28 protein-coding genes are annotated in these 25,548 nt (G+C 42.4%); 16 read left to right on the top strand and 12 right to left on the bottom strand.

Going from position 1 to position 25,548, the window contains the following annotated elements:
* Window positions 1-16 precede the first annotated feature (16 nt).
* The 4 genes from ACRHOZ_RS04485 to rho form a co-directional block, all read right to left on the bottom strand.
* Window positions 17-706, bottom strand: coding sequence for a hypothetical protein (locus ACRHOZ_RS04485; protein WP_431122834.1), 690 nt, complete (start codon window positions 704-706; stop codon window positions 17-19).
* A gap of 22 nt (window positions 707-728) precedes the next feature.
* Window positions 729-1,418, bottom strand: coding sequence for a hypothetical protein (locus tag ACRHOZ_RS04480; RefSeq protein ID WP_431122832.1), 690 nt, complete (start codon window positions 1,416-1,418; stop codon window positions 729-731).
* A gap of 5 nt (window positions 1,419-1,423) precedes the next feature.
* Window positions 1,424-2,098, bottom strand: a complete 675-nt coding sequence (locus ACRHOZ_RS04475) for a hypothetical protein (protein WP_431122830.1) — start codon at window positions 2,096-2,098, stop codon at window positions 1,424-1,426.
* Window positions 2,099-2,240: 142 nt separating this feature from the next.
* Window positions 2,241-3,815, bottom strand: coding sequence for a transcription termination factor Rho (rho, locus tag ACRHOZ_RS04470; RefSeq protein ID WP_431122827.1), 1,575 nt, complete (start codon window positions 3,813-3,815; stop codon window positions 2,241-2,243).
* Between the two features lie 193 nt (window positions 3,816-4,008).
* Between rho and ACRHOZ_RS04465 the strand changes: the two genes are divergently transcribed.
* On the top strand, window positions 4,009-4,419 hold the full coding sequence (locus ACRHOZ_RS04465) for a DUF4293 domain-containing protein (RefSeq protein ID WP_420400552.1): 411 nt from the start codon (window positions 4,009-4,011) through the stop codon (window positions 4,417-4,419).
* Between the two features lie 82 nt (window positions 4,420-4,501).
* Here the strand turns inward: ACRHOZ_RS04465 and ACRHOZ_RS04460 are convergent, their stop codons facing one another.
* The 3 genes from ACRHOZ_RS04460 to ACRHOZ_RS04450 form a co-directional block, all read right to left on the bottom strand.
* The gene (locus tag ACRHOZ_RS04460; protein WP_431122825.1) at window positions 4,502-5,359 is read right to left on the bottom strand and encodes a DUF6503 family protein; all 858 of its coding nucleotides are present in this window, start codon (window positions 5,357-5,359) and stop codon (window positions 4,502-4,504) included.
* 69 nt (window positions 5,360-5,428) lie between these two features.
* A complete protein-coding gene (locus ACRHOZ_RS04455) occupies window positions 5,429-6,364 on the bottom strand; it encodes an MBL fold metallo-hydrolase (protein WP_431122823.1) in 936 nt (311 codons plus the stop codon).
* A gap of 2 nt (window positions 6,365-6,366) precedes the next feature.
* A complete protein-coding gene (locus ACRHOZ_RS04450; RefSeq protein ID WP_431122820.1) occupies window positions 6,367-6,861 on the bottom strand; it encodes a metallophosphoesterase family protein in 495 nt (164 codons plus the stop codon).
* Between the two features lie 89 nt (window positions 6,862-6,950).
* On the opposite strand from ACRHOZ_RS04450, the gene truA reads away from it, so the two are divergent.
* Both truA and ACRHOZ_RS04440 read left to right on the top strand, forming a co-directional pair.
* Entirely contained in the window at window positions 6,951-7,703 is a 753-nt protein-coding gene (truA, locus tag ACRHOZ_RS04445) for a tRNA pseudouridine(38-40) synthase TruA (RefSeq protein WP_431122818.1), read from the top strand.
* Window positions 7,690-9,465, top strand: a complete 1,776-nt coding sequence (locus tag ACRHOZ_RS04440; protein ID WP_431122815.1) for an ABC transporter ATP-binding protein — start codon at window positions 7,690-7,692, stop codon at window positions 9,463-9,465. The genes truA and ACRHOZ_RS04440 overlap by 14 nt, the downstream gene beginning before the upstream one ends.
* Here the strand turns inward: ACRHOZ_RS04440 and ACRHOZ_RS04435 are convergent.
* The 3 genes from ACRHOZ_RS04435 to folP are packed head-to-tail and all read right to left on the bottom strand — an operon-like array spanning window position 9,462 to window position 11,893.
* Window positions 9,462-10,229: a DUF3667 domain-containing protein gene (locus ACRHOZ_RS04435; protein WP_431122812.1), complete on the bottom strand. Its 768-nt coding sequence runs from the start codon at window positions 10,227-10,229 to the stop codon at window positions 9,462-9,464. The two genes, ACRHOZ_RS04440 and ACRHOZ_RS04435, sit on opposite strands and share 4 nt — an antisense overlap.
* Window positions 10,230-11,015 (bottom strand): diadenylate cyclase CdaA, encoded by a 786-nt coding sequence (gene cdaA, locus ACRHOZ_RS04430; protein WP_420400545.1) that lies wholly within the window; start codon window positions 11,013-11,015, stop codon window positions 10,230-10,232.
* A gap of 44 nt (window positions 11,016-11,059) precedes the next feature.
* On the bottom strand, window positions 11,060-11,893 hold the full coding sequence (folP, locus tag ACRHOZ_RS04425; protein ID WP_431122810.1) for a dihydropteroate synthase: 834 nt from the start codon (window positions 11,891-11,893) through the stop codon (window positions 11,060-11,062).
* A 94-nt stretch (window positions 11,894-11,987) separates the two neighbouring features.
* Here folP and ACRHOZ_RS04420 point away from each other — a divergent pair, with 94 nt between their 5' ends.
* The 7 genes from ACRHOZ_RS04420 to ACRHOZ_RS04390 all read left to right on the top strand — a co-directional run bounded on the left by ACRHOZ_RS04420 (window position 11,988) and on the right by ACRHOZ_RS04390 (window position 16,831).
* Complete coding sequence (locus tag ACRHOZ_RS04420; protein ID WP_431122807.1) at window positions 11,988-12,533, top strand: DUF1599 domain-containing protein; 546 nt, start codon at window positions 11,988-11,990, stop codon at window positions 12,531-12,533.
* A 24-nt stretch (window positions 12,534-12,557) separates the two neighbouring features.
* A complete protein-coding gene (locus ACRHOZ_RS04415; RefSeq protein ID WP_431122805.1) occupies window positions 12,558-12,911 on the top strand; it encodes a four helix bundle protein in 354 nt (117 codons plus the stop codon).
* A gap of 126 nt (window positions 12,912-13,037) precedes the next feature.
* The gene (locus ACRHOZ_RS04410) at window positions 13,038-14,135 is read left to right on the top strand and encodes a BT_3928 family protein (protein WP_431122803.1); all 1,098 of its coding nucleotides are present in this window, start codon (window positions 13,038-13,040) and stop codon (window positions 14,133-14,135) included.
* Window positions 14,136-14,185: 50 nt separating this feature from the next.
* Window positions 14,186-14,935 carry a triose-phosphate isomerase gene (tpiA, locus tag ACRHOZ_RS04405; RefSeq protein WP_431122800.1) on the top strand — a complete coding sequence of 250 codons (750 nt, stop codon included), beginning with the start codon at window positions 14,186-14,188 and terminating at the stop codon, window positions 14,933-14,935.
* Between the two features lie 9 nt (window positions 14,936-14,944).
* Entirely contained in the window at window positions 14,945-15,775 is an 831-nt protein-coding gene (prmA, locus tag ACRHOZ_RS04400) for a 50S ribosomal protein L11 methyltransferase (protein ID WP_431122798.1), read from the top strand.
* 20 nt (window positions 15,776-15,795) lie between these two features.
* Window positions 15,796-16,071 (top strand): ATP-dependent Clp protease adaptor ClpS, encoded by a 276-nt coding sequence (locus ACRHOZ_RS04395; RefSeq protein WP_431122796.1) that lies wholly within the window; start codon window positions 15,796-15,798, stop codon window positions 16,069-16,071.
* A 154-nt stretch (window positions 16,072-16,225) separates the two neighbouring features.
* Window positions 16,226-16,831, top strand: coding sequence for a hypothetical protein (locus ACRHOZ_RS04390; RefSeq protein ID WP_431122794.1), 606 nt, complete (start codon window positions 16,226-16,228; stop codon window positions 16,829-16,831).
* A gap of 13 nt (window positions 16,832-16,844) precedes the next feature.
* On the opposite strand, the gene ACRHOZ_RS04385 is transcribed toward ACRHOZ_RS04390, so the two are convergent.
* Window positions 16,845-18,050 carry a serine hydrolase domain-containing protein gene (locus tag ACRHOZ_RS04385; protein ID WP_431122792.1) on the bottom strand — a complete coding sequence of 402 codons (1,206 nt, stop codon included), beginning with the start codon at window positions 18,048-18,050 and terminating at the stop codon, window positions 16,845-16,847.
* 142 nt (window positions 18,051-18,192) lie between these two features.
* Between ACRHOZ_RS04385 and ACRHOZ_RS04380 the strand changes: the two genes are divergently transcribed.
* Window positions 18,193-18,738, top strand: a complete 546-nt coding sequence (locus ACRHOZ_RS04380) for a PepSY-associated TM helix domain-containing protein (protein WP_431122791.1) — start codon at window positions 18,193-18,195, stop codon at window positions 18,736-18,738.
* Between the two features lie 160 nt (window positions 18,739-18,898).
* On the opposite strand, the gene ACRHOZ_RS04375 is transcribed toward ACRHOZ_RS04380, so the two are convergent.
* Window positions 18,899-19,543: an HAD-IA family hydrolase gene (locus ACRHOZ_RS04375; RefSeq protein ID WP_431122788.1), complete on the bottom strand. Its 645-nt coding sequence runs from the start codon at window positions 19,541-19,543 to the stop codon at window positions 18,899-18,901.
* Window positions 19,544-19,654: 111 nt separating this feature from the next.
* Here ACRHOZ_RS04375 and ACRHOZ_RS04370 point away from each other — a divergent pair, with 111 nt between their 5' ends.
* The 5 genes from ACRHOZ_RS04370 to iolD all read left to right on the top strand — a co-directional run bounded on the left by ACRHOZ_RS04370 (window position 19,655) and on the right by iolD (window position 25,540).
* A complete protein-coding gene (locus tag ACRHOZ_RS04370) occupies window positions 19,655-20,680 on the top strand; it encodes a LacI family DNA-binding transcriptional regulator (RefSeq protein ID WP_431122785.1) in 1,026 nt (341 codons plus the stop codon).
* 143 nt (window positions 20,681-20,823) lie between these two features.
* A complete protein-coding gene (locus tag ACRHOZ_RS04365) occupies window positions 20,824-21,777 on the top strand; it encodes a class II fructose-bisphosphate aldolase (RefSeq protein WP_431122783.1) in 954 nt (317 codons plus the stop codon).
* The gene (gene iolB / locus ACRHOZ_RS04360) at window positions 21,777-22,652 is read left to right on the top strand and encodes a 5-deoxy-glucuronate isomerase (protein ID WP_431122781.1); all 876 of its coding nucleotides are present in this window, start codon (window positions 21,777-21,779) and stop codon (window positions 22,650-22,652) included. Before ACRHOZ_RS04365 ends, iolB begins: the two co-directional genes overlap by 1 nt.
* A 4-nt stretch (window positions 22,653-22,656) precedes the next feature.
* Window positions 22,657-23,670, top strand: a complete 1,014-nt coding sequence (gene iolC, locus ACRHOZ_RS04355; protein WP_431122779.1) for a 5-dehydro-2-deoxygluconokinase — start codon at window positions 22,657-22,659, stop codon at window positions 23,668-23,670.
* Window positions 23,671-23,680: 10 nt separating this feature from the next.
* Window positions 23,681-25,540 carry a 3D-(3,5/4)-trihydroxycyclohexane-1,2-dione acylhydrolase (decyclizing) gene (gene iolD, locus ACRHOZ_RS04350; RefSeq protein ID WP_431122776.1) on the top strand — a complete coding sequence of 620 codons (1,860 nt, stop codon included), beginning with the start codon at window positions 23,681-23,683 and terminating at the stop codon, window positions 25,538-25,540.
* The last annotated feature ends 8 nt before the right edge of the window (window positions 25,541-25,548 follow it).

The following is a 25,548-nucleotide window of genomic DNA, read 5'->3' as shown; positions in this document are numbered from 1 at the left end:
TGGGAAATTTTGAATCTTACCTAAAGGCTTTTCGTTGCCCGATCAGGAATCCAACCATAAAAAGGAAGTACATTAATGCAATTAAAACAAGCAAGAGTTGATGCAGGTGAAAGGCGAAGTAAAATTCAGGCATCTCGTAAGCTGCAATAAATATGAGGGGAAAGAAGATATGGAAAATAACCAGTCCCAAACTTACCCAATACAAAAGGCTACGATACAGGGGATAGGAGCTTTCCTCACTTCGTTTTTCCTTAAAGTACATCCAAACACAGAGAATTAGGACGATGGATGCTATCAGATCTGCGTAATAGAGATTGGAGTGCAGTGGATCTTGAAAGAAAACACTGATCAAATACCCCGATAAACTTACAAAAGCCCCCTTTTTGACTATGTCCCTATGTTTGGGTTGCTTTAGAACCGTCCAATAGATGTAGTAGAAAAAAGAGAAAGAGATAACGGAATATATGTTGTAAATAATTACGTTGTGCCATGAATATTCCGGTTCAGAAAAAAATTGATATTCATCATGGTATTTGATGAAATAGCCCAGGAGTTCGGTCAAAAAAGTATACATGATGAAGATGGGAAAAAACCGCATCACCGTATCAAAATATCTACGATACCTATACATGGCCACAATCCAAGTTGCCAGATATATTGGAATGAAATAGCTTTCGGTAAGAAAGTTTTGAATTTCTTCAATCATCTACCTTCTAAGTTAGGAAGATTTATCCGAAAGCTTTTCGCTTGGCCAAAAGAAAGCCTATATTGAAGCAAGCATACATCATTATGATACATGCCATCAAGATGTTTCTGTAGTAGAATTGGGTGTAAATATCAAATTTGGTATGACTTACGATAAGGATAACAGGGAAAAGCACATAAAAACCAACCAAGCCCAAACTGACCCAAAACATCAGATTTCTCCATTTGGGATAAGGATTTTCCACTTCCGTTTTTTGCCTAAAATACACCACAATGATGGCTATCAAAATAAAGGATCCAACAACATGGCCAAATGCCAGTTGATTGTGCAAGGGGTTTTTAAAAATGGAATTGCCAACATAAGCCAATACACATGCATAACTGCCATACTTGATCCATGTTCTAAATTGGTTACTGATAATTACTTTGGAATAGACCTTAAAGAAAAACAGGAAAAAAATGAGCTGATAAACATTGTAAATGATCACATTATGCCACGCATATCGAGATTCGGAAAAAAACTGAAATTGATAATTCTCTTTAATCAGAAAACCTAAGAGCTCGGTAAAAAAGGTGTATGCTATCAGTATGGGAAGGTACTTCAATGCGGTATCAAAGTACCTTCTATATGCGTATACTGATATCAACCACGTTAGCAGATATAGTGGAATATAAAAATGTTCCGAAAGAAAGTTCAATAAAGCTTGGGGCATGGGATCTAAAAATCGTTGTTGGGCGGTGGGCCGGAACTTCCATGATTCATGTTAAGACTCCCCCCCTTTTGAAATACGGGATTTGGAGCGCTAGGGACAAAACCAGCATAGGCTCTATCTTTCTTGACTTCGTTGGATCCCATTCCTTTGTTGGCACCAACGGCGTCCTTGATAAGTTTGGCTTGCCCATCCTCACCAATGTAAAATCCATAGTCCTCTCCATCAACCTTCATAGTGGGAACCATAAAGATGGAATTCTGCCTTGGATGTACAATTTTATCGCCGTCAGGAAATTTTTCCTCGTTTGGATAGTTGGCAAAATAGAACCTGATGGATGAGATATCCACCTTGGCACCTTTAGCTTCCTGTTCTATGTATGCCATATATTGTTTGATGGTCGCATAGTCAAATGAGGTATACCTTGCAGGGTCGAACTTTTCCTCAGGACTTCTTTGTGCTTCAAATTCTTGGATTAACGCTACCCTGTTCCTGGAATAATTGTCATATAGGGATTTTGACTCTTCCAGGGAAATCAATCCTTTTGGAGGTTTTACGGGTTCTGCCTCCTCTTGATGCGTTTCTTCGGGAGCTTCCGAAGGTTTGGTTTGTTGCTTGCAAGATGCCATAAATAGGAAAATCGCTGCCAAAAGTACATGGCCTACTTTTCTTGTGTTTTTCATTTGTAAGGATTTTTAGTATTCATAGTATGGGGAAACTTTACTAAAGATATGTCTTTTCTTTAAAATGTATTAACAAAAAAACCTTTGGGAATGACCCAAAGGTTTTCTAAATGATTATGGAATATGCTGTATGGAACGAACCTTACTCGTTCATGGTCAACAAAAATTCCTCGTTGTTTTTGGTTTGCTTAATTCGCTGTTCCATGAATTCCATGGCTTCGACTGGATTCATATCCGCAAGATACTTACGCATGATCCACATACGCTGAATGGTGGTTTCATCCAACAAAAGATCATCACGACGGGTAGATGAAGTAACCAAATCAATGGCAGGGAATATTCTACGGTTGGATATTCTTCTATCCAACTGCAGCTCCATGTTGCCGGTACCCTTGAATTCCTCAAAAATAACCTCGTCCATTTTGGAACCTGTCTCTGTCAAAGCGGTAGCTATGATGGAAAGGGAACCTCCATTTTCAATGTTCCTGGCGGCCCCAAAGAACCTTTTGGGTTTGTGCAGGGCGTTGGCGTCAACACCACCACTCAATACCTTACCGGAAGCAGGTTGCACGGTGTTATAGGCCCTGGCCAATCGTGTAATGGAATCCAATAAGATAACCACATCATGGCCACATTCTACCAAACGCTTTGCCTTTTCAAGAACAATATTTGCGACACGCACATGCTCGGTGGCTTCCTTGTCAAAGGTTGAAGCGACAACTTCTCCGCGAACATTACGTTGCATATCCGTAACCTCCTCAGGACGTTCATCAATCAAAAGAATGATTTGGTATACCTCTGGGTGGTTGGCGGCAATGGCATTGGCAATGTCCTTGAGCAACATGGTCTTACCCGTTTTGGGCTGGGAAACGATCATTCCCCTTTGTCCTTTTCCAATGGGAGAGAACAAATCCATGATACGTGTTGATAAGGTGCTTTGTCTTTCGGCCAACTTAAATTTTTCCTTGGGGAACAAGGGGGTCAAGTGCTCAAAAGAAACCCGATCGCGTACTACTTGTGGATCTAACCCGTTGATTTTGGTCACTTTGATCAAAGGGAAATATTTTTCACCCTCTTTTGGAGGTCTAACATTTCCAAGAACGGTATCCCCTGTTTTTAGCCCGAACAATCTAATCTGGGATTGGGAAACATAAATATCGTCAGGGGAAGAAAGGTAGTTGTAATCCGAAGAGCGCAAGAACCCATATCCATCCTGCATAATGTCCAGGACACCTTCGCTTTCAATGATGCTGTCAAATTCAAACTCTGGCTCTTTGTACCTATTTTTTAAATCCTTGTCAAAGTTGCTGCTCTTTTTTTCCTGCCCATTTCTATGGTGCTGGTTATGCTTTTTGTTATGCTGGTTTTTTGGGTGTTGGTGCTGTTTCTGCTGGTCTTTTTTCTGAGTGGGGTTTTCTGTTTTTTCTGACCCTTCTTTGGCGTCATTTTCAACAGCGGTTTCTTTAGATGCAACAGCTACCTCCTTTTGATCTTTTTGAGGTCGTGGTAATCTGGCCCTTTTAGGTTTTTGGGGCTTATTTTCTTGGGTTTCGGCAGTATTTCCTTGAACCGCCTTGGGGTTGGATGCCTGAACATCCAGTATCTGGTAGACCAAGTCCAGTTTTTTTAAGGTCTTAAATTTAGGAACGCTGAGTCCCTTTGCAATTTCTTGCAATTCAGGAAGCTTTTTAGCCTTTAGATCTGAAATCTCGAACATTAAATAATGAATAAATTAAACTTGTCTAACGTAAATAATCTCGAAGTAAAAGTTATTGGGGTACTACGATAGGAAAGAATCCTGAGGTGAGTGCTTTGCTAATAACGTCACAATAATACAAATTATTTTTCAACATTACAGGGTCATTTAACGAAAAGACACCTATTTTTGCCTTCCAAAATCGATTTTGGCAATGATTCAAAGAATCCAAACAATTTTCTTAGCCTTGGTGGCACTAATTGCGGGAGCTCTGCCGTTTATAGTACACCTGTGGACCGATGAAACCGGCGCTGAGATTTTTGCTAAGGATTCCTTGGGATATAGCTTGGCTTTTTACGCCTCTGCGCTATTGGCCTTGATTGCAATTTTTATGTTTAAAAACCGGCAAAATCAATTTGTGTTGAACAGATTGAATATGATATTGAACCTTTTTTTACTAGGATTTTTCGTTTACCGGTCGCTAAGTTTATCCGGAGAAACCTCGGTTTCTGAGAAGGGTATTGGGATGCTGATTCCTGTATTTTCTATCGTTTTTCTGGTTCTGGCCAACAGAGCCATCAAAAAGGATGAAGATCTTGTAAAATCTGTTGATCGCTTACGTTAAACCTAACATCTTAGTAGTATTAGTGCGAGAAAACCCCGGCCTTGGCCGGGGTTTTTGTTTTATCCTGGATAACCATCAAGCCTTATTGCCTTAAATTTTCCTTTGTAAATCCGTTATTGAACTTTACGTTGGTCAACGTCTGAACCACTCCTGGTTCCTCAGCATAGTTGCCATCAGGGCCTGGCATAAAATATGTACGTTTTGTGGACACCAATTGACCATCAATATCCTCATACTCATAATTGGCAACAATAACGGGTTCCTCAACACCAAAAAAGGGAAGGGAGAAATAGAAACGATCCACCAATTTCGTTTCTGGGTTCACCAGTAATATGTACACATCATTTTGCTCTTTTCCGGTCATCTCCGCACTATAGGAAACTTCAATTTTATCATAGGTCGTTCCATTGTATTCCTCTGTTCCCAAATACTTGGCGGTTACGGCCTTGTCATTGATCTTATAGGGCATGGCAAACCAATAATAGTTGGTTCTTCTTAAAAAATCGGCCATGGCCAAATGCTCTGCGTCTTCAACTATGTTGCCATTCAGTTCCAGAACGGTTTTGTTCCCGTCAAAATACTGGGTCAACTCCCCCTCCTCATTAGGCATGTTGTTGATCTCATGTTTGCTGTATTTTCCATAGGATTCCTCGGAACCAAAAATGTAGCGCTCCAAGGAGAGGTCTGTTTTTCCGGTTGAAGGATAGTGGTACGTATAGGTGTACTCAACATCCCCTTTTTTCCAAAGATCGTTCCAACCGCCATGCGCGTTGGCTACCGCGGCTAATACGGTTTTGGGATTGTCAGTGTCATAAACTGGCTCGGAAACCTTCTCAACAGCCGTTTCAACTTCCACTTTTTGTTGTTTTGTTTTTTCTCCGCAGGAAAGTAAAAAAGCAAGTCCACCAAGGGCAACAAGCTTCCAAATAGATATTTTCATTTTCTTAATCGTCTAATGGTTTGCTGCTTTAGACGAAGCTTTATGCGAATACTTACTTAACCGATATACTTATAAACCAACCTTTTGATGAAATTGGGCCACCTTATAACCCGAGTCGCGAACAGATTGGCTGGCATCACTGGTTTTATCCAAAAGCGGATTGGTATGGTTGAGGTGGGTAAAATGTATTTTTTCTTTTTCTGAAGTAGGCAGCGAGGCAAATAGTTCCATGCTTTCAATTACAAATGGGTGAGGGATTTCTGCAATATCCCGATTGTTGATTTCCTTGCCGTCAAAAAATGAAGCATCCAAAAAAGCAAAATCCACTTTACGTATTTCTTCGGCTATGCTTTCTTCCCATTTATGCCATTTATCGATATCAGGAATAAATAGGACACTTTTGGTAGGGCCAAAAATTTTAAAACCCACGGTTTCGGAAAATTCATCCCTATGAGGCACTGTAAATGGAGTTACGGTCAAGTTGGGAGTAAGTTCCACAACTCGCTTGTCCGACATCTCTATTAAATCCATGTTTCCCAAAGCAACCAGTTGACTCCAAGGGCCATTGTTTTCTAAAAAAGCTTTCATTTTGGGCATTGCATAGACCGGAACTTGATGGGCGCCCAAGGCTTCCCGACCCAAATACATAAGTCCGGTATAATGTCCAATATGGGCATGGGTCAAGAAAATCCCATCGGGTGTTTCCGCTTCCAGACCTGCATATGATTTTAAGGCTTTGAGTTGGGTGGACATGTCTGGAGTGGCTTCAAACAAATAGGTTTTCTGGTTTTCATGATCTACAATACCCAAGGAAACCACTTTCCGTTCAGGATCAAGGTTCTTAAACAAATCCGCACAACAGTCCCGTTTACAGCCAATATGTGGACTGCCTCCATCTTGTACGGTGCCCAGCACAATTAACGAAACCGGACTTTGGGTTTTCTTTTGTGCCTGGGTTTCACAAGACAACATTAAAAGTGCCGTTAAAGCCAACAAATACATCATACCTATCTTTTTCCTAGTTCTACTACTTCCAAATCTGATATTTTATCCCCATCTATTACAAACCGCAATAGTGTTCTAACTTGATGGAATCCATACTTGCCGCAAGCTCCTGGATTCATGTGTAATAAGTTCAACTTTTTGTCATGCATGACCTTTAAAATATGGGAATGTCCACTGATGAAAAGTTTGGGAGGGTGTTTTTTAATTTCATCCTTTATCCTTCGATCGTATCTGTTGGGGTAGCCTCCAATATGGGTAATCCACACATCCACTTGTTCGCAAAGAAAGCGCTGGTTTTCCGGAAATTCCTGTTGAATCACATGGTTATCTATATTGCCGTGTACGGCCCTTAAGGGTTTCAATTTTTGAATGCTGTCCGTTACGGATAAGCTCCCAATATCGCCTGCATGCCAAACTTCATCCGCTTGCGCAACATACTTTAAAATGGTGACATCCATATGTCCATGGGTGTCAGACAGCAACAGGATTTTGGTCATAACGCTAAAAATATGCTAAAAAAATAAACGCAGAATTTCTATTGGATGGGATTCAAGTATCTTTAACATTTTAAAAGTAGGGAATCCCATTGAGATATTTTATCCGATTTGCTTATTTCGGAAAGGCTTACCATGGCTGGCAAAACCAACCCAACGCCATTACCGTCCAGGAGGTTTTGGAGAAGGCACTGTCTACCCTTTTGCGCCAACCCGTTGAGGTAGTGGGAGCTGGCAGGACAGATGCTGGGGTGCACGCCAAGGAAATGTATGCCCATTTTGATGTGGATCAGGTGGCCAATCGTGAGGAATTGATCTATAGACTGAATGCCTACCTTCCCGAAGCCATTGCCATACAGGATTTGGTTGCCGTTAAGTCGGATGCCCATGCCCGATTTGATGCTACAGAACGTACCTACGAATATTGGTTGGTGCAGGAAAAAAACCCATTTTATTCTGATTTTGCACATTGCATTCTTCAACCTTTGGATGTAAAGGCAATGAACAAGGCTGCCAATTACTTATTGTCTCACACTGATTTTGAGAGTTTTTCCAAATCCAATTCAGATGTCAAGACTTTTAATTGTGATGTCCGCAGAGCAATTTGGGAAATGAAAGAGGATAAGTTGGTTTTTACCATTGTTGCAGATCGTTTTCTTCGGAATATGGTTAGGGCCGTAGTAGGAACTTTACTGGATGTAGGACTGGGAAAAATGGAACCTGAAAGAATAAACGATATTATTGAGAGTAGGGACAGGAGTAAAGCTGGGGTTTCCGTACCCGCAAAAGGCCTATATTTGACAGCCATCTCCTACCCAAAAAATATTTTTGATGAGCAAAACTGAGGAAATAGGAAAAGCATTTGATTTTGGCTTGTTCAAGCGTGTTTTTGGACACACCAAACCCTACAGGGGTATCTTTTGGTTGGTGGCCATAATGGCTATTTTGTCGGCCGCTTTTGCCGTGCTCGTCCCTATTTTGGTGAAGTTGATTATAGATGAGCCGTTGACGAATAAGGATAGCGAGCAGTTGCTGTTTGTTGTCTTGGTCATGCTGGGAACCTTAATTGCCCAGGTAATCAGTCAGCTATTGTTCAACTATTATGCTAACCTTTTGGGTGAATCCGTGATCAAGGATATCCGTGTGAAGCTTTTTAAAAGAATGGTGGGCTTTAAGATGACCTATTTTGACAATTCCTCCATTGGGGTTTTGGTCACCCGAGCAGTAGCGGATATGCAGCGGATTGGTGAGATTTTTAGTCAAGGGTTTTTTGTGATTGTGGCCGATATCCTGAAAATGCTATGCGCGGCTTGCGTGATGCTCATAATGAATTGGAGACTGGCCTTGATCGTGTTTGCGATCCTACCTATAATCTTAATTGCTACGCGCCTTTTTCAGCAGGCAATGAAAGTCGCCTTCATCGATGTTAGGGCACAAGTGGCCAATTTAAATTCCTTTGTGCAGGAGCGGATTGCGGGGATGAAGATTGTGCAGCTATTCAACAGGGAGCAGATTGAAAAGGAAAAGTTCAGAAAAATCAATGAAAAGCATCAAAATGCATGGTTAAGGACGGTATGGTACAACTCCATCTTTTTCCCCATAGCCGAAATCTCCAATTCTGTAGGGGTAGGTTTGGTTGTCTATTTTGGAATCATCCAAAACATTGATAGCGTAAGCTTGGATAACAAAGGTTCCATCATTGCCTTCTTTTTCCTGATGGACTTACTGTTCAGGCCACTTCGGCAGATTGCGGATAAGTTCAATACCCTACAAATGGGAATGGTGGCGGCAAACAGGGTCTTTGGAATTTTGGATACCGACAGCCGCATTGCGGACAATGGTAGTTTGGAGAAGGCAGATGTCAAGGGCAATATTCAGTTTTCCAATGTCCATTTTGGATATCTGGAGGATGAGGAGGTGCTGCATGGTATTTCCTTTGAGGTTGAAGCAGGGGAAACCGTTGCCATTGTGGGCGCCACTGGAGCTGGAAAATCCACGATCATCAACCTGCTCAATCGTTTTTACGAAATCAACTCAGGGGAGATCTTGGTCGACGGTCACAACATTAAGGACTATACCCTAAAATCCTTGCGCTCGCACATTGCCATTGTGCTTCAAGATGTATTTCTGTTTGCGGATTCCATAGCCAATAACATTTCCCTGCGGGATGAAACAGTGACCTTGGAACAGATTGAAAACGCTGCCAAACAAATAGGCGTACATGATTTTATTTCCAGTCTACCCGAAGGCTATTTGTACAATGTAAAGGAACGCGGCACCATGCTTTCAAGCGGACAGCGACAACTCATTGCATTTTTAAGGGCTTATGTAAGTAACCCCAGCATTTTGATTTTGGATGAAGCTACCTCTTCCGTGGATACCTATTCCGAGCAGTTGATCCAACAGGCCACGGACAAGATTACCGAAGGTAGAACCTCCATCATCATTGCGCACCGATTGGCCACCATCAAAAAAGCGGATAAGATCATTGTGATGGATGCGGGTCAAATTGTGGAAGTTGGGAACCATCAGGAATTGTTGAAAAAAGGTGGTTACTATAGCGATCTTTACGAGGCCCAGTTTATGGCCGAAGAGGAGGTCGCTTAAGATTTGGGAGCAAAATCTTCTAAGTTTACCATTCCAGTTGATAAACTGATCAGGAAAATGACGACGCCTATTCCCATCATGACTATGATCAATAGGAAAAAGTAGATCAAGGCCCTCCAAAATGTACTCCAAAAACCTAGCTGGTGCAATCTTCCCAAGGCATAGAACTGGTAAACGACTATAACAATTAGGAACGCAAAATTGAAGATGTCAAATTTGATGGGGAAAAGGCCCAAAAAGAATATATAGGTAAAGACCTGGACATAAGATGTTTGACCAATAATGTAGGCGTTGGCTACCAAGTGCTCCGTATAATTGAATTTCTTGGTGGCACTAAAGAGCATCCAGGTCATTAGGGCATATAGGGGCATGCTCAGATAGGCCAGAAGTGCTTGGAAATCGAAAACATAGTTTAGTTGTGGTGCCGTTTCATTGTTAAAGCTACTCTCTGTGAGATTTAGGTCATAGATATCGCGGAGCACAAAAAACATAAGCCCAGAAAGGGTAATGGCAATGGCAAAGTAGCTTATGGGGTTCATGTACCTTTTGCGTGTTCCTGCAATATAGGTGGCAACAACCACTTCGGGTTTTGTAAAAAGTTCCCTAAAAGTCCTGAGAAAGGTATTGTCCAGGTTAAAGACTTGCTGACCAAGGTCATGCCACACATTTTTAAGGGTAAGCCTGTTTTGGATAACTTTTGCACCGCAATTACGGCAGTAGCGATCCTCTGGTACAAGGGCTTGATTGCAGTTTTTACAAACCATTTATTCCAAATCCTTTTTGATCATGGCGATTAACGCATCCAGACCTTTGTACGGAACAAATTCCCCATTTTTAATATAGGAGATGGAACCGGTTTCTTCACTCACCACCAGACAAACGGCATCCGTTTTTTCCGTGATTCCGACAGCAGCCCTATGCCGTAATCCAAACCGTAAAGGAATGTTCCTATCATTGGAAACAGGAAGTATAACACGTGTGGCGGTTATGTAGTTGTCTTGGATAATGGCCGCGCCATCATGGAGCGGGCTATTTTTGAAAAAGATACTCTCCAAAATGGGTTGGGTAATCTCAATATTCATGGAATCCCCGGAGGACTTAAAAAAGTCGAGTGAATTGGTGCGCTCCATCACTAAAATAGCACCGGTTTTGGACATCCCCATTTTTTCACAGGCACCTACAACGGCATCAACATTGGTATCCGTGGGCAGGGCCTCTTGCTTCAAGAACTTGAAATGCCGCGTGAAATTTCTTTTGGAAGCAAAATTGGTAGACCCGATCATCAACAAAAACTTTCGTATTTCTTGTTGAAACACAATGATCAAGGCAATCAGTCCAATGTTCATAAAACCACCTACCATGCTACTGATCATTTTCATTTGCAACAGCTCTGTAAGTTTCCAAAGCGCCCAAACAATCACAATTCCGATAAAGATATTGATGGCCACGGTGCCCTTGACCAACTTGTAGATATAGTAGAGTAGTGCGGCCACAAGCACGATGTCTATGACATCGGTAATCTTAAATTCAATAAAATTTAGAAAATCCAACCGCAGTGTTTTTGTAAAATTAGCAAAAATCGCAGAACATCAAATTAGAGTGAATTGGCTTTGAGTTCCTCAATCAAGGTAACACATTCCATAGCCTCTTTCACATCGTGGACACGTAGAATATTGGCACCCTTTAGTAAAGCCACCGTATGCAGTGCAGTAGTTCCGTTCAAAGCCTCTTTGGAAGAAGATTCCAGAACTTTATAGATCATGGATTTTCTACTAAGCCCGATCAAAAGGGGCAAACCAAAGGTTTGAAACAGATCCAAATGACTGAGCAAAGTGTAGTTCTGGGCCGTGGTTTTGGCAAATCCAAAACCGGGATCAATGATGATGTCATTTATTTTTAAGCTTGTGGCTTTTTCAATTTTTTGTGCGAAATACAGCCTCAAATCCTGGATCAAATCATCATAAGTAGCCAATTTTTGCATGGATTGGGGAGTTCCCTTTAAATGCATCATAACATACGGAACCTGGTAGTCCGCTACAGTTTGGAACATCCCATCATCCAAATTTCCTGCGGAAATGTCATTGATTATAGCGGCTCCTGACTCAATGCAGTGTTTGGCAACCTTGCTGCTAAAGGTATCTATGGAAATGAAAGTTTCAGGGTAGTGTTTCAGAATCAGCTCCAAAATGGGGAGCATTCTTTGAAGCTCCTGGTCTTCGGGGACATGTTCCGCTCCTGGTCGCGAACTATAAGCTCCCATGTCGATAAAGGTTGCCCCATTCGCCAACATTTGTTCTACTTGAAGCAAAATGGTTTTTTCATCCTTGTATTTCCCTCCGTCATAAAATGAGTCGGGGGTAAGGTTTAGAATTCCCATGACCTTGGGTCGGCTGAGATCAATAAGCTCTCCCTTGCAGTTTATCGTCATAAAAAATAGGTGCTTTGTTGGGTTTGATTATCTTTGGCAAGGCTTCATGAGAGCCCAAAGTTTGGACGAAATTTACGCAAATTAGCAAGAATAGATGCAGCAGACTTCCCAACAATTCGATGCGGTAATTACCACCTGTCGTGACCTCTTCTTAAAAAAGACCAAAGATTACGGAACCGCATGGCGCATATTGCGTCTCCCATCGCTCACAGATCAAATATTTATTAAGGCGCAGCGCATTCGCAGTTTACAGCAAAATGAGGTGCGGAAAGTGGACGAGGGGGAGCAATCAGAATTTGTGGGAATCATCAACTATGCCATTATGGCCTTGATACAGCTGAAAAAAGGCGTGGCCGAGCAACCCGATTTGGACAAAGACTCGGCCATCGCATTATATGATGAAGAGGTGTTGATTGCAAAATCCTTAATGGAAAACAAAAATCATGATTATGGGGAGGCCTGGCGCGATATGCGGGTGAGTTCCCTAACGGATTTAATTTTGCAAAAACTGCTTCGAGTCAAGCAAATTGAGGATAATCAAGGAGAGACCTTGGTCAGTGAAGGGATTGATGCCAATTATCAGGATATAATCAACTATGCGGTTTTTGCATTGATCCATTTAAATCAAAGCTTCAAATAGCAAATCCCAAATCACAACTTATGCATGGTAAAAGACAAAGTTTATGATTTAGAAGAACGGACATTTAAATTTGCAAAGGCCTGTAGAAAACTTGTACAATCGCTCAAATACTCCATTGGAAACATAGAAGATGGAAAGCAATTGATACGTTCGTCAGGATCTGTTGGGGCAAATTATATTGAAGCTAATGAAAAGCTTGGGGACAAAGATTTCTATTTCAGGTTAAAAATTGCCAGGAAAGAAGCCAAGGAATCTGGATATTGGCTGCGGCTTTTACAAGATGCCAATCTTGAAAATGAAATTATAATAGAAGAATTGATTAATGAGTCCACGGAATTGAGGAATATTTTGTCTTCAATTATCAATAAAGCCAAATAATCCATTTCTACCATAAAATTTGGAATTTGGAATTTGGAATTTGGAATTTGGAGATTGGAATTTGGAATTTGGAATTTGGTGCTTGTAATTTAGAGCCTTGGCTTTGGATTTTTATATTAAAGAAATATGAAATATTTGGTTTGGATTTCCCGGATTGTTGTTGGGGTCTTATTTATAATAAGCGGACTTATTAAACTAAACGACCCTGTCGGTTTTTCCTTTAAGCTGGAAGAGTATTTTAGCCAAGGGGTGTTGGATCTACCCTTTTTAATGCCTTTGGCATTGGCAATTTCAATTTTTGTGGTCATTGTTGAGGTGCTGCTTGGAATTCTCTTATTGATCGGTTTCAAACCAAAATTTACTGTTTGGAGCCTGCTGTTGATGATTGTGTTTTTTACATTTCTGACCTTCTATTCGGCCTATTTCAACAAAGTGACGGATTGCGGTTGCTTCGGGGATGCTATCAAACTAACCCCGTGGGAATCGTTTACCAAAGACATAATTTTATTGGGATTGATTTTGATATTGTTTGTGGGCAGAAAATTTATTAGACCCTTGTTCAATACCAAAGTGAATTGGATTTTGGGTGGAGTATCGTTGATTGCTTGTGCGCTGTTTGCAAATCACGTGTTGAATCACCTCCCATCAGTTGATTTCAGACCTTATAAGATTGGAGCCAACATTCAAGAAGGAATGTCAGTTCCTGAAGATGCTCCTAAACCGCTTTATGAATATGCATGGAGGTTTAAGGTGAACGGTGAGGATAAAATTGTGGTGACCAATGGGGAATACCCTTCTGTTGATGGGGAATTTGTGGATGTGGAGACCACGGAAATCCAAAAAGGCTATGAACCTCCCATTCACGATTTCACCATTGAACAACAAGGGACGGACTTTGCGGCGGAACTCTTGGAAGAGGACAAATTGGTCATGGTTATTGCCTATGATTTGGCCAAAAGCAACACGGATTATTTTGAAAAGGTTGCGGAGGTTACTGGCGAAGCCATATCCAATGGATATAAAGTAATTGGAATGTCGGCCTCAAGTGATGCCCAAACCAAGGCACTTAAATCCAAATTTGGACTTAACTTTGACTTTTATTTTACTGATGAAACGACCTTAAAAACCATAGTACGATCCAATCCGGCCATATTGGTGTTAAATCGAGGCACCATACTCCAAAAGGTACATTACAACGACTTTGATGAGCTGGAATACAATTAAAATAACTACTGACAACCAACAATAAATTAAAACCAACAAACGAAAACACGATGAGAAAGAAAATAGTAGCAGGAAACTGGAAAATGAACAATAATCTGGAGCAAACTGAGGCATTGCTTTCAGAACTCTCGGCCAAATTACCGGACACCCATGCTGAGGTGGTGGTGGCACCGACCTTTGTAAACTTGACCACCGCACAAAGAAATTTGCAGTCCTCCGCCATAAAAGTTGCGGCACAGAACATGCATTTTGCTGAAAGTGGAGCGTACACGGGTGAAATCTCTGCCGATATGTTATTGAACATCCATGTGGACACCGTCATTTTGGGACATTCTGAAAGACGTGCCTACTTTGGAGAGGATGATACACTATTGTCCAAAAAAGTGCAGGCTGCCTTGGAAAAGGATATGACCATTATTTTTTGCTTTGGAGAAGAATTGGAAGAGCGTAAATCAGGTAACCATTTTTCCGTAGTGGAAAGTCAACTGAAGAATGCTTTGTTTGATTTGGATGCCGCAGCTTGGAAGAATATTGTTTTGGCATACGAGCCGGTTTGGGCCATAGGAACTGGGGAAACTGCCAGCCCAGAGCAAGCCCAAGAGATGCACGCTTTTATCCGAAAAACCATAACAGATTCTTATGGCGCTGACATTGCAGATGAGGTATCCATCCTTTATGGAGGTAGCGTGAAACCTGGAAATGCTGGGGATATCTTTGGAAAACCCGACGTGGATGGCGGACTTATTGGCGGCGCGTCCTTAAAAGCAGACGATTTCATTGCCATTATCAAGGCTATTTAATCCCGCAAGGTGTCATCGATTTATATCGAATATCAATTTAAGCTTCAGCCGTTAACCCCGTGGACCGAGATTTTGATTGCGGAATTAGGTGAGGTGGGTTTTGAAAGTTTTGTGGAGGAAGAAGGGCTTTTGTTGGCCTATATCCTTAAAAACGATTGGAGGGAAAGCATTTTGGATGCTATTTGCACCCTCACCAATGATGCGGTGAACGTTACCTGGAAATCCAAGGAGATTGCACAGCAAAACTGGAATGCTGAATGGGAAAGGAACTTTCATCCCATCAATGTAGGGGACCAATGCATGGTTCGGGCGCCTTTCCATCCATCCGAAAATGTGGAATTTGATATTGTAATTGAACCCAAGATGAGTTTTGGGACAGGGCATCACGAGACCACTCACATGATGCTGCAGCATATTTTAGAGAACCCTTTTGAAGGGATGTCCGTTCTTGACATGGGTTGCGGGACAGGGGTCTTGGCCATTCTGGCTAAAATGAAGGGCGCTTCCCAAGTGGATGCCATTGATATTGACGAATGGTGTTTTTTGAACTCCAAGGAAAATGTGGAACGCAACAACTGTGAAATTGAAGTCTATCAAGGAGACAGTTCCATTTTACCCGGTAAGAAATACGATATTATCCTGGCCAACATCAACAGAAATATACTTTTGTCCGATATTCCCATTTACAGTGAATGTTTGAATCCGGAAGGGGAGCTTTACTTAAGTGGCTTTTATATAGAGGATTTGGATGTAATATCCTCAAAATGTGGTAGCTATGGATTGGAATTCGTTAAAAATTTGGAAAAGAACAACTGGGTTTCAGCAAAATATGTAAATTAGGTTGTAGTAACAGCAGACCCATGGGAATCAAGGAAAAAGTTTCGGAAGAAGTGCTTCTGGAAGAAGAAGTACTAAAGCAGAGTGAGATTGTCCTGTTCAATGATGATGTGAACACCTTTGATCATGTCATTGAAACCTTGATTGCCGTGTGTGAGCATACGCCGGAGCAAGCTGAACAGTGTTCCCTGATTGTGCACTACAATGGCAAATGCACCGTCAAAACTGGAGAATACAACGACCTTAAACCGAGATGTACCCGATTGCTTCAAGCAGGTTTAAGTGCCGAAATCGTTTAAGTGTTCGCAATTCACTTAGCGAGCATTCCACTTTGGTGTTCTAAGGGATAAAATATCACCTATTCTTTACATGGCAACTATTGTCCGACATTGGGCTATACCTTAAATTTACTCCAAGGATTAATTCACCAAACCTTTAACCCCTGTACCGGATATGGGCGAATTTTTCAAAGCCGAACTAAAGGACCGTTTTTTGGAGTATGCCCTGAAGCGAAGGGATTACTTTGAGGTCAGGGTGCTTTATGATGAATTCCTTCGCCCCAACTACAGCCAGGATTTTGTGCATAAACTGATTAAGGAAATCCAGGAATACGACAATGGATTGTTGGATATTATGGCCGGCAATGGGGTGGCCATGTTTATGTTGGCCTCCACCTCCAAAACCCAGAACTTCTTGGACGAGGGCGGGTTTATGGACATGCACGTGGTTGAAGAGGAAAAATGGGATACTTTTCTGACCCAATTATCCCGTGATAAAAAAAGTTCCAATGGGGAAAAATTACTCGGGAAAGAAAAATCACCGGTGCTGAAAAAGGAGAAAACACTATTGATATTACTTATTTCCGCGGTAGTGGTGAGTTTTTTGTTCACGCTGTTCAGTCTGGTCAACAATGCATTTTTAAAACCCGATTATGTTCCTGTAGATGAATTTGAACGCAAAATGGAAGCGCTTCGTTCCCATTACCAAGAAGAAAACCAACAGTTGGAGCAGGCCTTGGAAAAAGCTCAAAAGACTATAGATTCCCTAGCAAGTAAATAACTTTGTGGTCCAACTAAATGTTGAAATGGGCAAAGACCTCTTCCAACAGCTCATTTACCAACTCGTATCTCAACAAAGGTCCGTCATCGGATCTACTTTGGTTGTTTAACATCGCTATGCTGACTTTACTAATGGGGTCAAAAAACATGTAAGCTCCATAGCCGCGCATGCCCCCGGTATGCCCATAGGTAGACCTGCCATGGAATATCACCTCTCGCGTTCCAAGTCCATAGCTCACAAAGATGTCATCAGGTATGGCGTAATGGTCTGTCATCATATTGGTTCTGGATGCTTCGGAAACCGCATCCCCATTGTACAGGTGTTGCGCCCATTGCGATAAGTCGGAAGCGGTTGAAAAAACATCGGCGGCACAATAGAAAATACTATGAAAAGCGGGGCCAAAGTCAGCTTCAATGTCTTCCAGAACACCGTCATCATCCCCATCACGCCAAGGAGTGGCCCAAGTGCCTTCTATGGGTTCATTTGTTCCAAAATAGATGGCATTCATATTTAAGGGAGTCCAAAACTTTTCTCGCATAACCTCCCCAACCGTCTTTTCCGTTGCAGCTTCTATGATCAAACCCAAAATAAGGTAATTGGAATTGGAATAACTGTGACCAACCCCAGGTTCAGCATCCGGAGGGCCAATAAACCCAAATAGCGTAGCTTGTGGAATGGGAGTTTCCAAATCCGCCTCTGCCATGGCCCACAGGTCATTGTACATATAGCCCGTTAAGCCTGAAGAATGGGTAAGCAGCTGATAAATGGTTATGGAACTATCCACATTTTCGGAAGTAAGCTCCAACCAATCCGCAATGGTGTCTTCCAGGTTCAATAAACCTTCATCCACAAGTTTCATCACTGTGGCCGCAACCACGGTTTTGGTGATACTGCCCACACCAAATCGCATATCTTCCGTAACAGGAACCCCCAGTTTGGAAATTCCGCCGGTCAAGCTTAAATGTTCTTGGTCACCAATTCTAATGGAAACCGAGACACCAACAAGTTTATCCGCGTCCGTACCCACTTTTTCATCAATGATGGTCTGAAGTTTTTCCTCAATGGTCAATTCCGGAGTTGGATTAGGGTTGGGATCGGGATCCGGATTGGAATTCGGGTCAGGGGATGCTTCGTTGCCACTGGAAGAACAGGCCATTTGACCAATGAGGCATATCAAAGTCAATATGCGGAGGGCATTGTTTATAACGCTATCTAACATCGGGAATGGGTTTTGATCGATGGTTTGTAAAACTCAATATACAGAATATTAAATAATTACGGTGTTGATGGTGATTGGCGAAGTTTTCTTTGCTGGTTTATTGCTTACTTTGCGTTCGATTCAAACAAAAAGACAATTGTTTATGTACAAGTTTACCAATAGAAATTTGCATAGGGATTTTGCCTACTTCTATGTGGGGTTGATTATTGCATTTTCCTTCTCAGGCATCATATTGAATCACAGACAGGATTGGTATCCCATGGATTACACCTATGAAAGTGAAGAAGTTTCCATTGCTTTGGACGCCAATACAACAGATATTTCCCAAGAATATATTGAAGCTTTCTCCAAGGAATGGGATGTGGAATACGATGGACATCGAGTGCGGGATAATACCCTCCGTGTGTACTATAAAGACAATGTAATTTTGGATGTGGACACAAAAACGGGTCACGGGATTTTGGAATATAAGCGCAAGGTGCCTTTTATTGGACATACCATGTTCCTCCACAAGTCCACCAATTCCTTTTGGATTTGGTATTCAGATATTTTCGGGGCCGCAATGTTGCTGATCGCCATTACTGGCATCTTGATTCCCAATGGGAAAAACGGCTTTAAAAGTAGGGGCTGGAAATTTGCGGTTGCGGGAATTTTATTTCCGCTGTTGTTTTTGATACTGTACGCTTAGTTTTTTGCTAACACTTTTGGTCAATGAACAATGAACAATGATCAATTGACAATTAGCAATGACCAAGGTTGAACAGGTCGTTTTCCATTTTCCATTTTCCCTTTTCAATTTAGATAGGATCTGGACTAAATCGAACAATCCATCAATCCAATCATCCAACTTAATTTTCATCCGACCATAAAGATGGCAGCTGATCCATATGCGTGAAGGGTATTACCTTGGGATGGTTAGGGAATTTATCGGTACTTTTATGCGAATACCTAAAAACATCAAATCCTCCGGCCAAGGCAGCTTGCACTCCCACGGAACTGTCCTCCACAACCACACATTCACTGGGTTTGAACCCCATGTTTTTGGCAGCATGTAAAAAGATGTCAGGCTCGGGTTTCCAACTGTTTATCTCATAACAACTGAACATCCTATTGGCGAACTTATCCGCCAACTGGGTAATCATCAAATTGGTCTTAATCTTATTTAATGGTCCGCTGGAAGCTACGCAAAAGGGAACATCAAGTTGTGCAATTAAGTTCTGCACCCCTTCAATAGGCTGTAATTCCTCCTCAAATTTGGTAAAGGTTCTTGCTCTGTAATCTTTTTCAAAATTAGAGGGCAGAGGAACATCAAGTTGGGTATCCAGATATTCCATTATGTGTTTCAATGATTTTCCCATGAAGTTTTTAACGGTAAAGTCCAAATCGATATCAAGGCCTAATTCCCCAGCCATGGTCACCAGTACTTTGCAGGTAATGATTTCACTGTCAACCAAGACACCATCACAATCAAAAATGACACATTTGTATTTCATGCAACCGAATTATTGACCAAAACTAGGGAATTGTAGGAGACCTACATGGGCATTTGGAGATTGTCACAATTCTATGGTATCTTGTATTTTGGTCAGGGATTTTAAACCATCATGAAAAAAAGTAGGGTTACCTTAACGGATATTGCAAAAGCGCTCAACATCTCTGCGTCTACCGTATCTAGGGCCTTAAAGGACCATCCGGCCATAAACAAGGAGACCAAACAAGCCGTGGTTAAACTGGCCAAAAAGCTAAAGTACCAACCCAACCTACTGGCCTTGGGACTCTTGCAAAAGAAAACGTACACTGTGGGTGTCATTGTTCCAGAGATAACAGGACATTTTTTTTCCACTGTAATAACGGGAATTCGGGATGTGCTTTCTCCAGCAGGCTACAACATTGCCATATGCCTCTCCAACGAGTCCTTTCAAGAAGAAATAGAGATAACTGAGAAAATGGCAAAGACACAGATTGATGGGGTGTTGGTATCCCCTGCCTCCTCTACCAAAACCTACAAGCACTTTAAGGCGCTTCAAAAAAATGGCATTCCTTTAGTGGTTTTTGATCGGGATTGCCCAGGGTTGGACGCCGACAAGGTCTTGGTTGATGATTATGATGGTGCCTTTCAAGCAGTAGAATATCTTATAAAATCTGGATGTAAAAACATTGCCCATTTGAGCGGCCCAATGGATTTGTCCATTACCAAACACAGATTGCAGGGATATCTTGATGCTCTTGAGAAACATAAATTCCCTGTTAAACAGGAAAACATAATACATGTTTCTGGGTTTACGCATGAGGATGGGATAAAACCAGCTCAAAAATTATTAAATCTAAAAGACAGGCCCGATGCCATTTTTGCCATGAACGACTGTATTGCCATTTCTGCAATGTACGTCGCAAAAAAAATGGGTTTGCAGATACCTGGGGATGTTTCCATAATTGGTTTTGACGATGAACCCCATTCCAGCTATTTTACACCTGGACTATCTACAATTTGGCAACCGGTTTATAGCATGGGCATGTTATCTGCGCGTATATTGCTAAGCAAACTTCAGGAGGGGGAAGAAGAACGGGAACTTAGACGGGAGGTATTTAAACCAGAGTTGGTCATCAGGGCTTCTTCCAAAGAGATTTAGGCAGTTTTTATCCCGTTAAAAAGGGAATTTTTATGCAAACCTTTGCATAGTATTTATCGGCTAAATCCTTCACTTTACCAATAATTTATTGTTGCTTTGAGTAAGACGATTGCAGCTTTTTGGTTGTCTAAATGCCTGATATTATGCTTGTTTCGCCAAAGATATTCTACAAAAACTGTTATGGGAAATATGCCATTGCAGCCGTTAATGTCTTTACTATGGAACAGGTGCATGGCTTATTCAGGGCAGGGGAAAAAGCAGATGCTCCCTTTATTGTACAAATGACTCCCGTAGCACGAAATTATGCTCATCCGGAAATGCTGTTGGCCATAATTTCAGCCGCTGCCAAAATATATCCAAAGGCCACTTATGCTATCCATCTGGATCACGGAACGGAGGCCCATGCGTTCGATGCCATAGCGTCAAACCAATTTAACTCGGTAATGATTGATGCCTCCCATGATCATTTTGAAACCAATGTGCAAAGAACAAAGGCAGTGGTTGAAAAAGCCCATAAGTACAATGTGGCTGTGGAGGCCGAACTTGGTGTGCTTAGCGGGGTGGAGGATGATATATCAGTGGATGAAAAACATGCCAGATACACCCAACCAGATGAGGTGGTGGAATTTGTGCAAAAAACAAATTGTGATAGCCTGGCGGTTGCGGTAGGTACAAGCCATGGAGCCTATAAGTTTTCTGGAGGACAAGGAATTCAATTTGATATACTGGAAGAAATCCAAAATAGAATCCCAAACTTTCCTATAGTGCTTCACGGTGGATCAGCCGTTAACCTTGCAGAAATAGATAGGATCAACAAAAGTGGAGGGCAACTAAAATCGGGTGCGGCCGGTGTTGATCCAAATGAAATTGTGAAATCCATAGAATATGGAGTGTGCAAAATAAACATTGCAACGGATACACGCTTACTATGGACCCGCGTGCACCGGGAGTTCTTTCAGGATTCGCCAGACCTCTTTGATCCGATCATTCCTGGCCAGACCTATATTGAAGAGCAGGAAAAATTCATGCTGGAGAAGTTTGATCTATTCGGCGCCACGGGAAAGGCAAGTCAAATCAAATCATTAAAAACCATATAATGAGTACAATATCACCCTTATTGGTAAAACCGAGAACAGATTCCAGGGTATACCATCATATCACCCCGGAAACGGCCCAATGGGAATACCTGAGCTTTGAAGCCAGACAAATGAAGTTGGGCGACACATGGGAATGGGACACCGCCGAAAATGAACTCGTGATCGTATTGTTGAGCGGAAATTTTAAGGTGAGCAGCAACAAGGGAAGCTGGGAGACGATCAACGGACGCAAAGATGTGTTTAGCGGGGTGGCCCATACACTTTATCTACCCAGAAACACCCAATTTACCTTGGAAGCCACCAGTGATCATCTGGATATTGGTTATGGTTGGTGCGCTGTAGATGAAGATTTTCCACCCAAATTCGTAACTCCAGAAGATACCCCAGTGGTCATTTTTGGAGGCGACAATGCTACCAGACAATTCAATGATCTGGTACCACCAGGATTTGGATGCAGCAAGATTGTGGTGAGGGAAGTCTATACACCTTCTGGTAACTGGAGTTCCTTTCCAGCACATAAGCACGATGAACGGATTTTGGATGATGAAGGGAATGTGTTGGAGCCCATTCAAGAGGAGACCTACTTCTATAAGTTTCAAAAGCCCGAAGCCTATGCTATTCAACAGGTGTATACGCAAGACAGGTCATTGGATGAGATTGTGAGACCAAGGCACAACAATGTGGTCATGATTCCCAAAGGATTCCACCCAGTAGTTGCGGAACATGGTTTTCACTGCTATTATTTGAATTTCTTGGCAGGAACTGATCAATGTTTGGCAAATACCACAGACCCTGACCATGAATGGATATATGATTCCTGGTCTGGAAAAGATAAACGCTTGCCTTTGGTCACTGCAGAAATGAACAAACAATAATCCCATGTCCAATAAGAAACTTGATGTAATCACATTTGGCCGATCATCCATCGATCTGTACTCCCAAAATATTGGTACCCCCTTTAATGATATTAAGGGCTTTGACGCTTTTGTGGGTGGTTCTCCCTTGAATATCGCGGTGGCCTGTGCACGGCTTGGGGTCAATGCCAGTTTGCTCACCGCAGTGGGAAATGACAAAGTAGGGGAGTTTATTCTGGATTTTCTAAAGCGCGAAAAGGTAAATACTGAGTGCATCCCTGTCAAAAATGGAACCCGAAGTAGCGCCGTGGTTCTGGGAATAGAGCCACCCGATAAATTCCCTTTGGTGTATTATCGTGACAACGCCGCAGATAGCCAAGTGGACATTGATGATGTGCAAAGGGCAAATATTCCAAATTACCGAATCCTGTTAATCAACGGTACGGCCCTGAACGTGGAACCGAGTAGAAGCGCGACCTTTTTCGCAACTGAAATCGCGAATAAAAATGATGTGGAAGTGGTTTTGGATTTGGATTTCAGGGCGGATCAGTGGCACGATTACCGAGCCTTTGGATTGACGGTAAGAGCCATTCTTCCCAGAGTGAAGATTGCCATAGGGACAGAAGAGGAAATATTGGCCGCGACCATGGATGATGCTTCGCAAGTGACCATCAAAGATCAGCAAATCTCAGCTCCAGAGATCAAAGGGGACATAGATGTTTCCATCAATGGGCTTTTAGCTTCCGGAATTGAAACCCTAATCGTAAAAAGGGGGGAAGCGGGTGCCAGTATTTACAGTGCCGATGGGAATAGAACGGACGTTCCCGGGTTTCCCGTGGAGGTTTTGAATGTTCTGGGCGCAGGAGATGCTTTTGCTGGAGGTTTCTTATACGGAATCTTACAGGGATGGGATATATACACGGCTTGCCGAATGGGAAATGCCAGTGGAGCACAAGTGGTAACCAAAAATGGCTGTGCCAATTTTATGCCCACTTTGGAGGAATCCCTAAAGTTTATTGAGCAAAAAGGAGGGTTTTAATATTGAAAATATGAAAACTAAAAGGCTTACGGTAGCCCAGGCTACCATCGAATATCTGAAGAACCAATATGTGGAACGGGATGGGGTGCAGAATAAATTTTTTGCAGGCTGTCTGGGCATCTTTGGTCATGGAAATGTGGCGGGAGTGGGACAGGCATTACACCAAAATCTGGATTTTCCCTTTTATGTGGCTCGAAACGAGCAGGCCATGGTGCATACTGCAGCTGCCTATGCCAAGGTCAAAAATCGGCTTCAAACGTTTGTCTGCACCACCTCTATAGGGCCCGGTGCCACCAATATGTTGACGGCGGCCGCTGGTGCAACCATCAACAGAATTCCCGTTTTACTGATACCAGGAGATATTTTTGCAACCAGACAAGTAGCTCCGGTACTCCAGCAATTGGAGTCTTCGCAAACCCAGGATATTTCGGTGAACGATTGTTTTAAACCCATTTCAAAATATTGGGATCGAATCAATAGACCGGAACAATTGATTACTGCCCTCCCAGAGGTTATGCGTGTGTTGACATCCCCAGGGGATACAGGAACGGTAACCCTGAGCATACCACAAGATGTGCAAGCAGAGGCCTTCGATTTTCCTGAAGCCATGTTTGAGAAAAAGGTGTGGCATATTGGTAGACCCATGCCGGATGCTTCGCTATTGAAAAAGGCAATCCAATACATTCGGGAAAGCAAGCGCCCTATGATCATAGCAGGAGGAGGCATTATTTATAGTGGAGCAACTACAGCACTAAAAAGTTTTGTAAACCGAACGGGCATCCCGGTGGCGGAAACCTATGGAGGAAAGGGTTCTTTGACTTATGATGAGCCCCAAAATTTGGGGGCCATGGGCGTTACAGGAACCCCAGGCGCCAATGAGATAGCGAAAGAAGCCGATGTGGTCATTGGGATTGGTACCAGGTATAGCGATTTTACCACCATCTCAAAATCTGCATTTCAAAACCCAAATGTTCAGTTTATCAATATCAACATAACCGAGTTTGATTCCTTTAAGCATGGCGCCATTCCGTTGACGGGAGATGCGAAATCCGTTTTGGAAGCTTTGGACAAGGCGCTTTCCAATTTTCAAGTGGATTCCGCTTACGCCAACAAGGTGGAAAAATTCAATAAAAGTTGGGATGACTTTGTTGCGGAAATTTATACGGAGAAAAACGAATCCCCAGCCTTCCAAGGAGAAGTCATAGGGGCAGTAAATGATGTAGCCACGGATAAGGACATTGTCCTATGTGCGGCAGGAAGCTTACCGGGTGACTTGCATAAGTTATGGAGGACATCACACCCCAAAGGTTTTCATCTGGAATATGGTTATTCCTGCATGGGCTATGAAATTGCTGGAGGTTTGGGGGCTAAAATGGCCAATCCCGATGGGGAAGTCTATATCATGGTAGGGGATGGCAGCTATCTGATGATGGCCCAGGAAATAGTGACCGCCATTCAGGAAAAACAAAAACTGACCATAGTAATGCTGAACAACGATGGGTATTCCAGTATCGGGAGCCTGTCCAGTTCCGTGGGAAGCGATGGATTTGGTACCTATTACCGATATCGGAACGAACAAACCCAACAACTGGATGGCGATGTGTTACCTGTGGACTACCCAGCAAATGCTGCCAGCATGGGAGCCCATGTTATCACAGCCGCAAATGTAAGTGAGTTGAGGGCAGCTCTGGAAGAGGCCAAGACCATAGAACGAACCACCTTCATTTATATTGAAGTGGACCGCAAAAAAGCTGTTCCCGGATTTGCATGGTGGGATGTACCTATTGCGCAGGTGTCTGATAAACGGGCAGTTAAGGAGTCCTTAAAGATCTATGGGGAAAATCAAAAGACACAAAAGTATTACCTCTGATAACCACC

This window comes from Flagellimonas flava (genome assembly GCF_050617915.1).
In the GTDB taxonomy this organism is placed as follows: domain Bacteria; phylum Bacteroidota; class Bacteroidia; order Flavobacteriales; family Flavobacteriaceae; genus Flagellimonas; species Flagellimonas flava_A.
The sequence above is the reverse complement of the archived record's forward strand: the minus strand, read 5'-3'. Positions and strand labels throughout refer to the sequence as shown.

Excerpts from the sequence above, each read along its gene's own strand:
- iolB (WP_431122781.1), top strand. The coding sequence starts at position 21,777 with ATGAGTACAATATCACCCTTATTGGTAAAACCGAGAACAGATTCCAGG.
- iolD (WP_431122776.1), top strand. The coding sequence starts at position 23,681 with ATGAAAACTAAAAGGCTTACGGTAGCCCAGGCTACCATCGAATATCTG.
- ACRHOZ_RS04475 (WP_431122830.1), bottom strand. The coding sequence starts at position 2,098 with ATGAAAAACACAAGAAAAGTAGGCCATGTACTTTTGGCAGCGATTTTC.
- rho (WP_431122827.1), bottom strand. The coding sequence starts at position 3,815 with ATGTTCGAGATTTCAGATCTAAAGGCTAAAAAGCTTCCTGAATTGCAA.
- ACRHOZ_RS04390 (WP_431122794.1), top strand. The coding sequence starts at position 16,226 with ATGGGCGAATTTTTCAAAGCCGAACTAAAGGACCGTTTTTTGGAGTAT.
- folP (WP_431122810.1), bottom strand. The coding sequence starts at position 11,893 with ATGACGATAAACTGCAAGGGAGAGCTTATTGATCTCAGCCGACCCAAG.
- ACRHOZ_RS04450 (WP_431122820.1), bottom strand. The coding sequence starts at position 6,861 with ATGACCAAAATCCTGTTGCTGTCTGACACCCATGGACATATGGATGTC.
- ACRHOZ_RS04440 (WP_431122815.1), top strand. The coding sequence starts at position 7,690 with ATGAGCAAAACTGAGGAAATAGGAAAAGCATTTGATTTTGGCTTGTTC.
- ACRHOZ_RS04480 (WP_431122832.1), bottom strand. The coding sequence starts at position 1,418 with ATGCCCCAAGCTTTATTGAACTTTCTTTCGGAACATTTTTATATTCCA.
- ACRHOZ_RS04410 (WP_431122803.1), top strand. The coding sequence starts at position 13,038 with ATGAAATATTTGGTTTGGATTTCCCGGATTGTTGTTGGGGTCTTATTT.
- ACRHOZ_RS04375 (WP_431122788.1), bottom strand. The coding sequence starts at position 19,543 with ATGAAATACAAATGTGTCATTTTTGATTGTGATGGTGTCTTGGTTGAC.
- ACRHOZ_RS04485 (WP_431122834.1), bottom strand. The coding sequence starts at position 706 with ATGATTGAAGAAATTCAAAACTTTCTTACCGAAAGCTATTTCATTCCA.
- tpiA (WP_431122800.1), top strand. The coding sequence starts at position 14,186 with ATGAGAAAGAAAATAGTAGCAGGAAACTGGAAAATGAACAATAATCTG.
- ACRHOZ_RS04370 (WP_431122785.1), top strand. The coding sequence starts at position 19,655 with ATGAAAAAAAGTAGGGTTACCTTAACGGATATTGCAAAAGCGCTCAAC.
- ACRHOZ_RS04420 (WP_431122807.1), top strand. The coding sequence starts at position 11,988 with ATGCAGCAGACTTCCCAACAATTCGATGCGGTAATTACCACCTGTCGT.
- ACRHOZ_RS04385 (WP_431122792.1), bottom strand. The coding sequence starts at position 18,050 with ATGTTAGATAGCGTTATAAACAATGCCCTCCGCATATTGACTTTGATA.
- ACRHOZ_RS04365 (WP_431122783.1), top strand. The coding sequence starts at position 20,824 with ATGCTTGTTTCGCCAAAGATATTCTACAAAAACTGTTATGGGAAATAT.
- ACRHOZ_RS04435 (WP_431122812.1), bottom strand. The coding sequence starts at position 10,229 with ATGGTTTGTAAAAACTGCAATCAAGCCCTTGTACCAGAGGATCGCTAC.
- ACRHOZ_RS04455 (WP_431122823.1), bottom strand. The coding sequence starts at position 6,364 with ATGATGTATTTGTTGGCTTTAACGGCACTTTTAATGTTGTCTTGTGAA.
- ACRHOZ_RS04415 (WP_431122805.1), top strand. The coding sequence starts at position 12,558 with ATGGTAAAAGACAAAGTTTATGATTTAGAAGAACGGACATTTAAATTT.
- ACRHOZ_RS04380 (WP_431122791.1), top strand. The coding sequence starts at position 18,193 with ATGTACAAGTTTACCAATAGAAATTTGCATAGGGATTTTGCCTACTTC.
- ACRHOZ_RS04460 (WP_431122825.1), bottom strand. The coding sequence starts at position 5,359 with ATGAAAATATCTATTTGGAAGCTTGTTGCCCTTGGTGGACTTGCTTTT.
- ACRHOZ_RS04465 (WP_420400552.1), top strand. The coding sequence starts at position 4,009 with ATGATTCAAAGAATCCAAACAATTTTCTTAGCCTTGGTGGCACTAATT.
- ACRHOZ_RS04395 (WP_431122796.1), top strand. The coding sequence starts at position 15,796 with ATGGGAATCAAGGAAAAAGTTTCGGAAGAAGTGCTTCTGGAAGAAGAA.
- iolC (WP_431122779.1), top strand. The coding sequence starts at position 22,657 with ATGTCCAATAAGAAACTTGATGTAATCACATTTGGCCGATCATCCATC.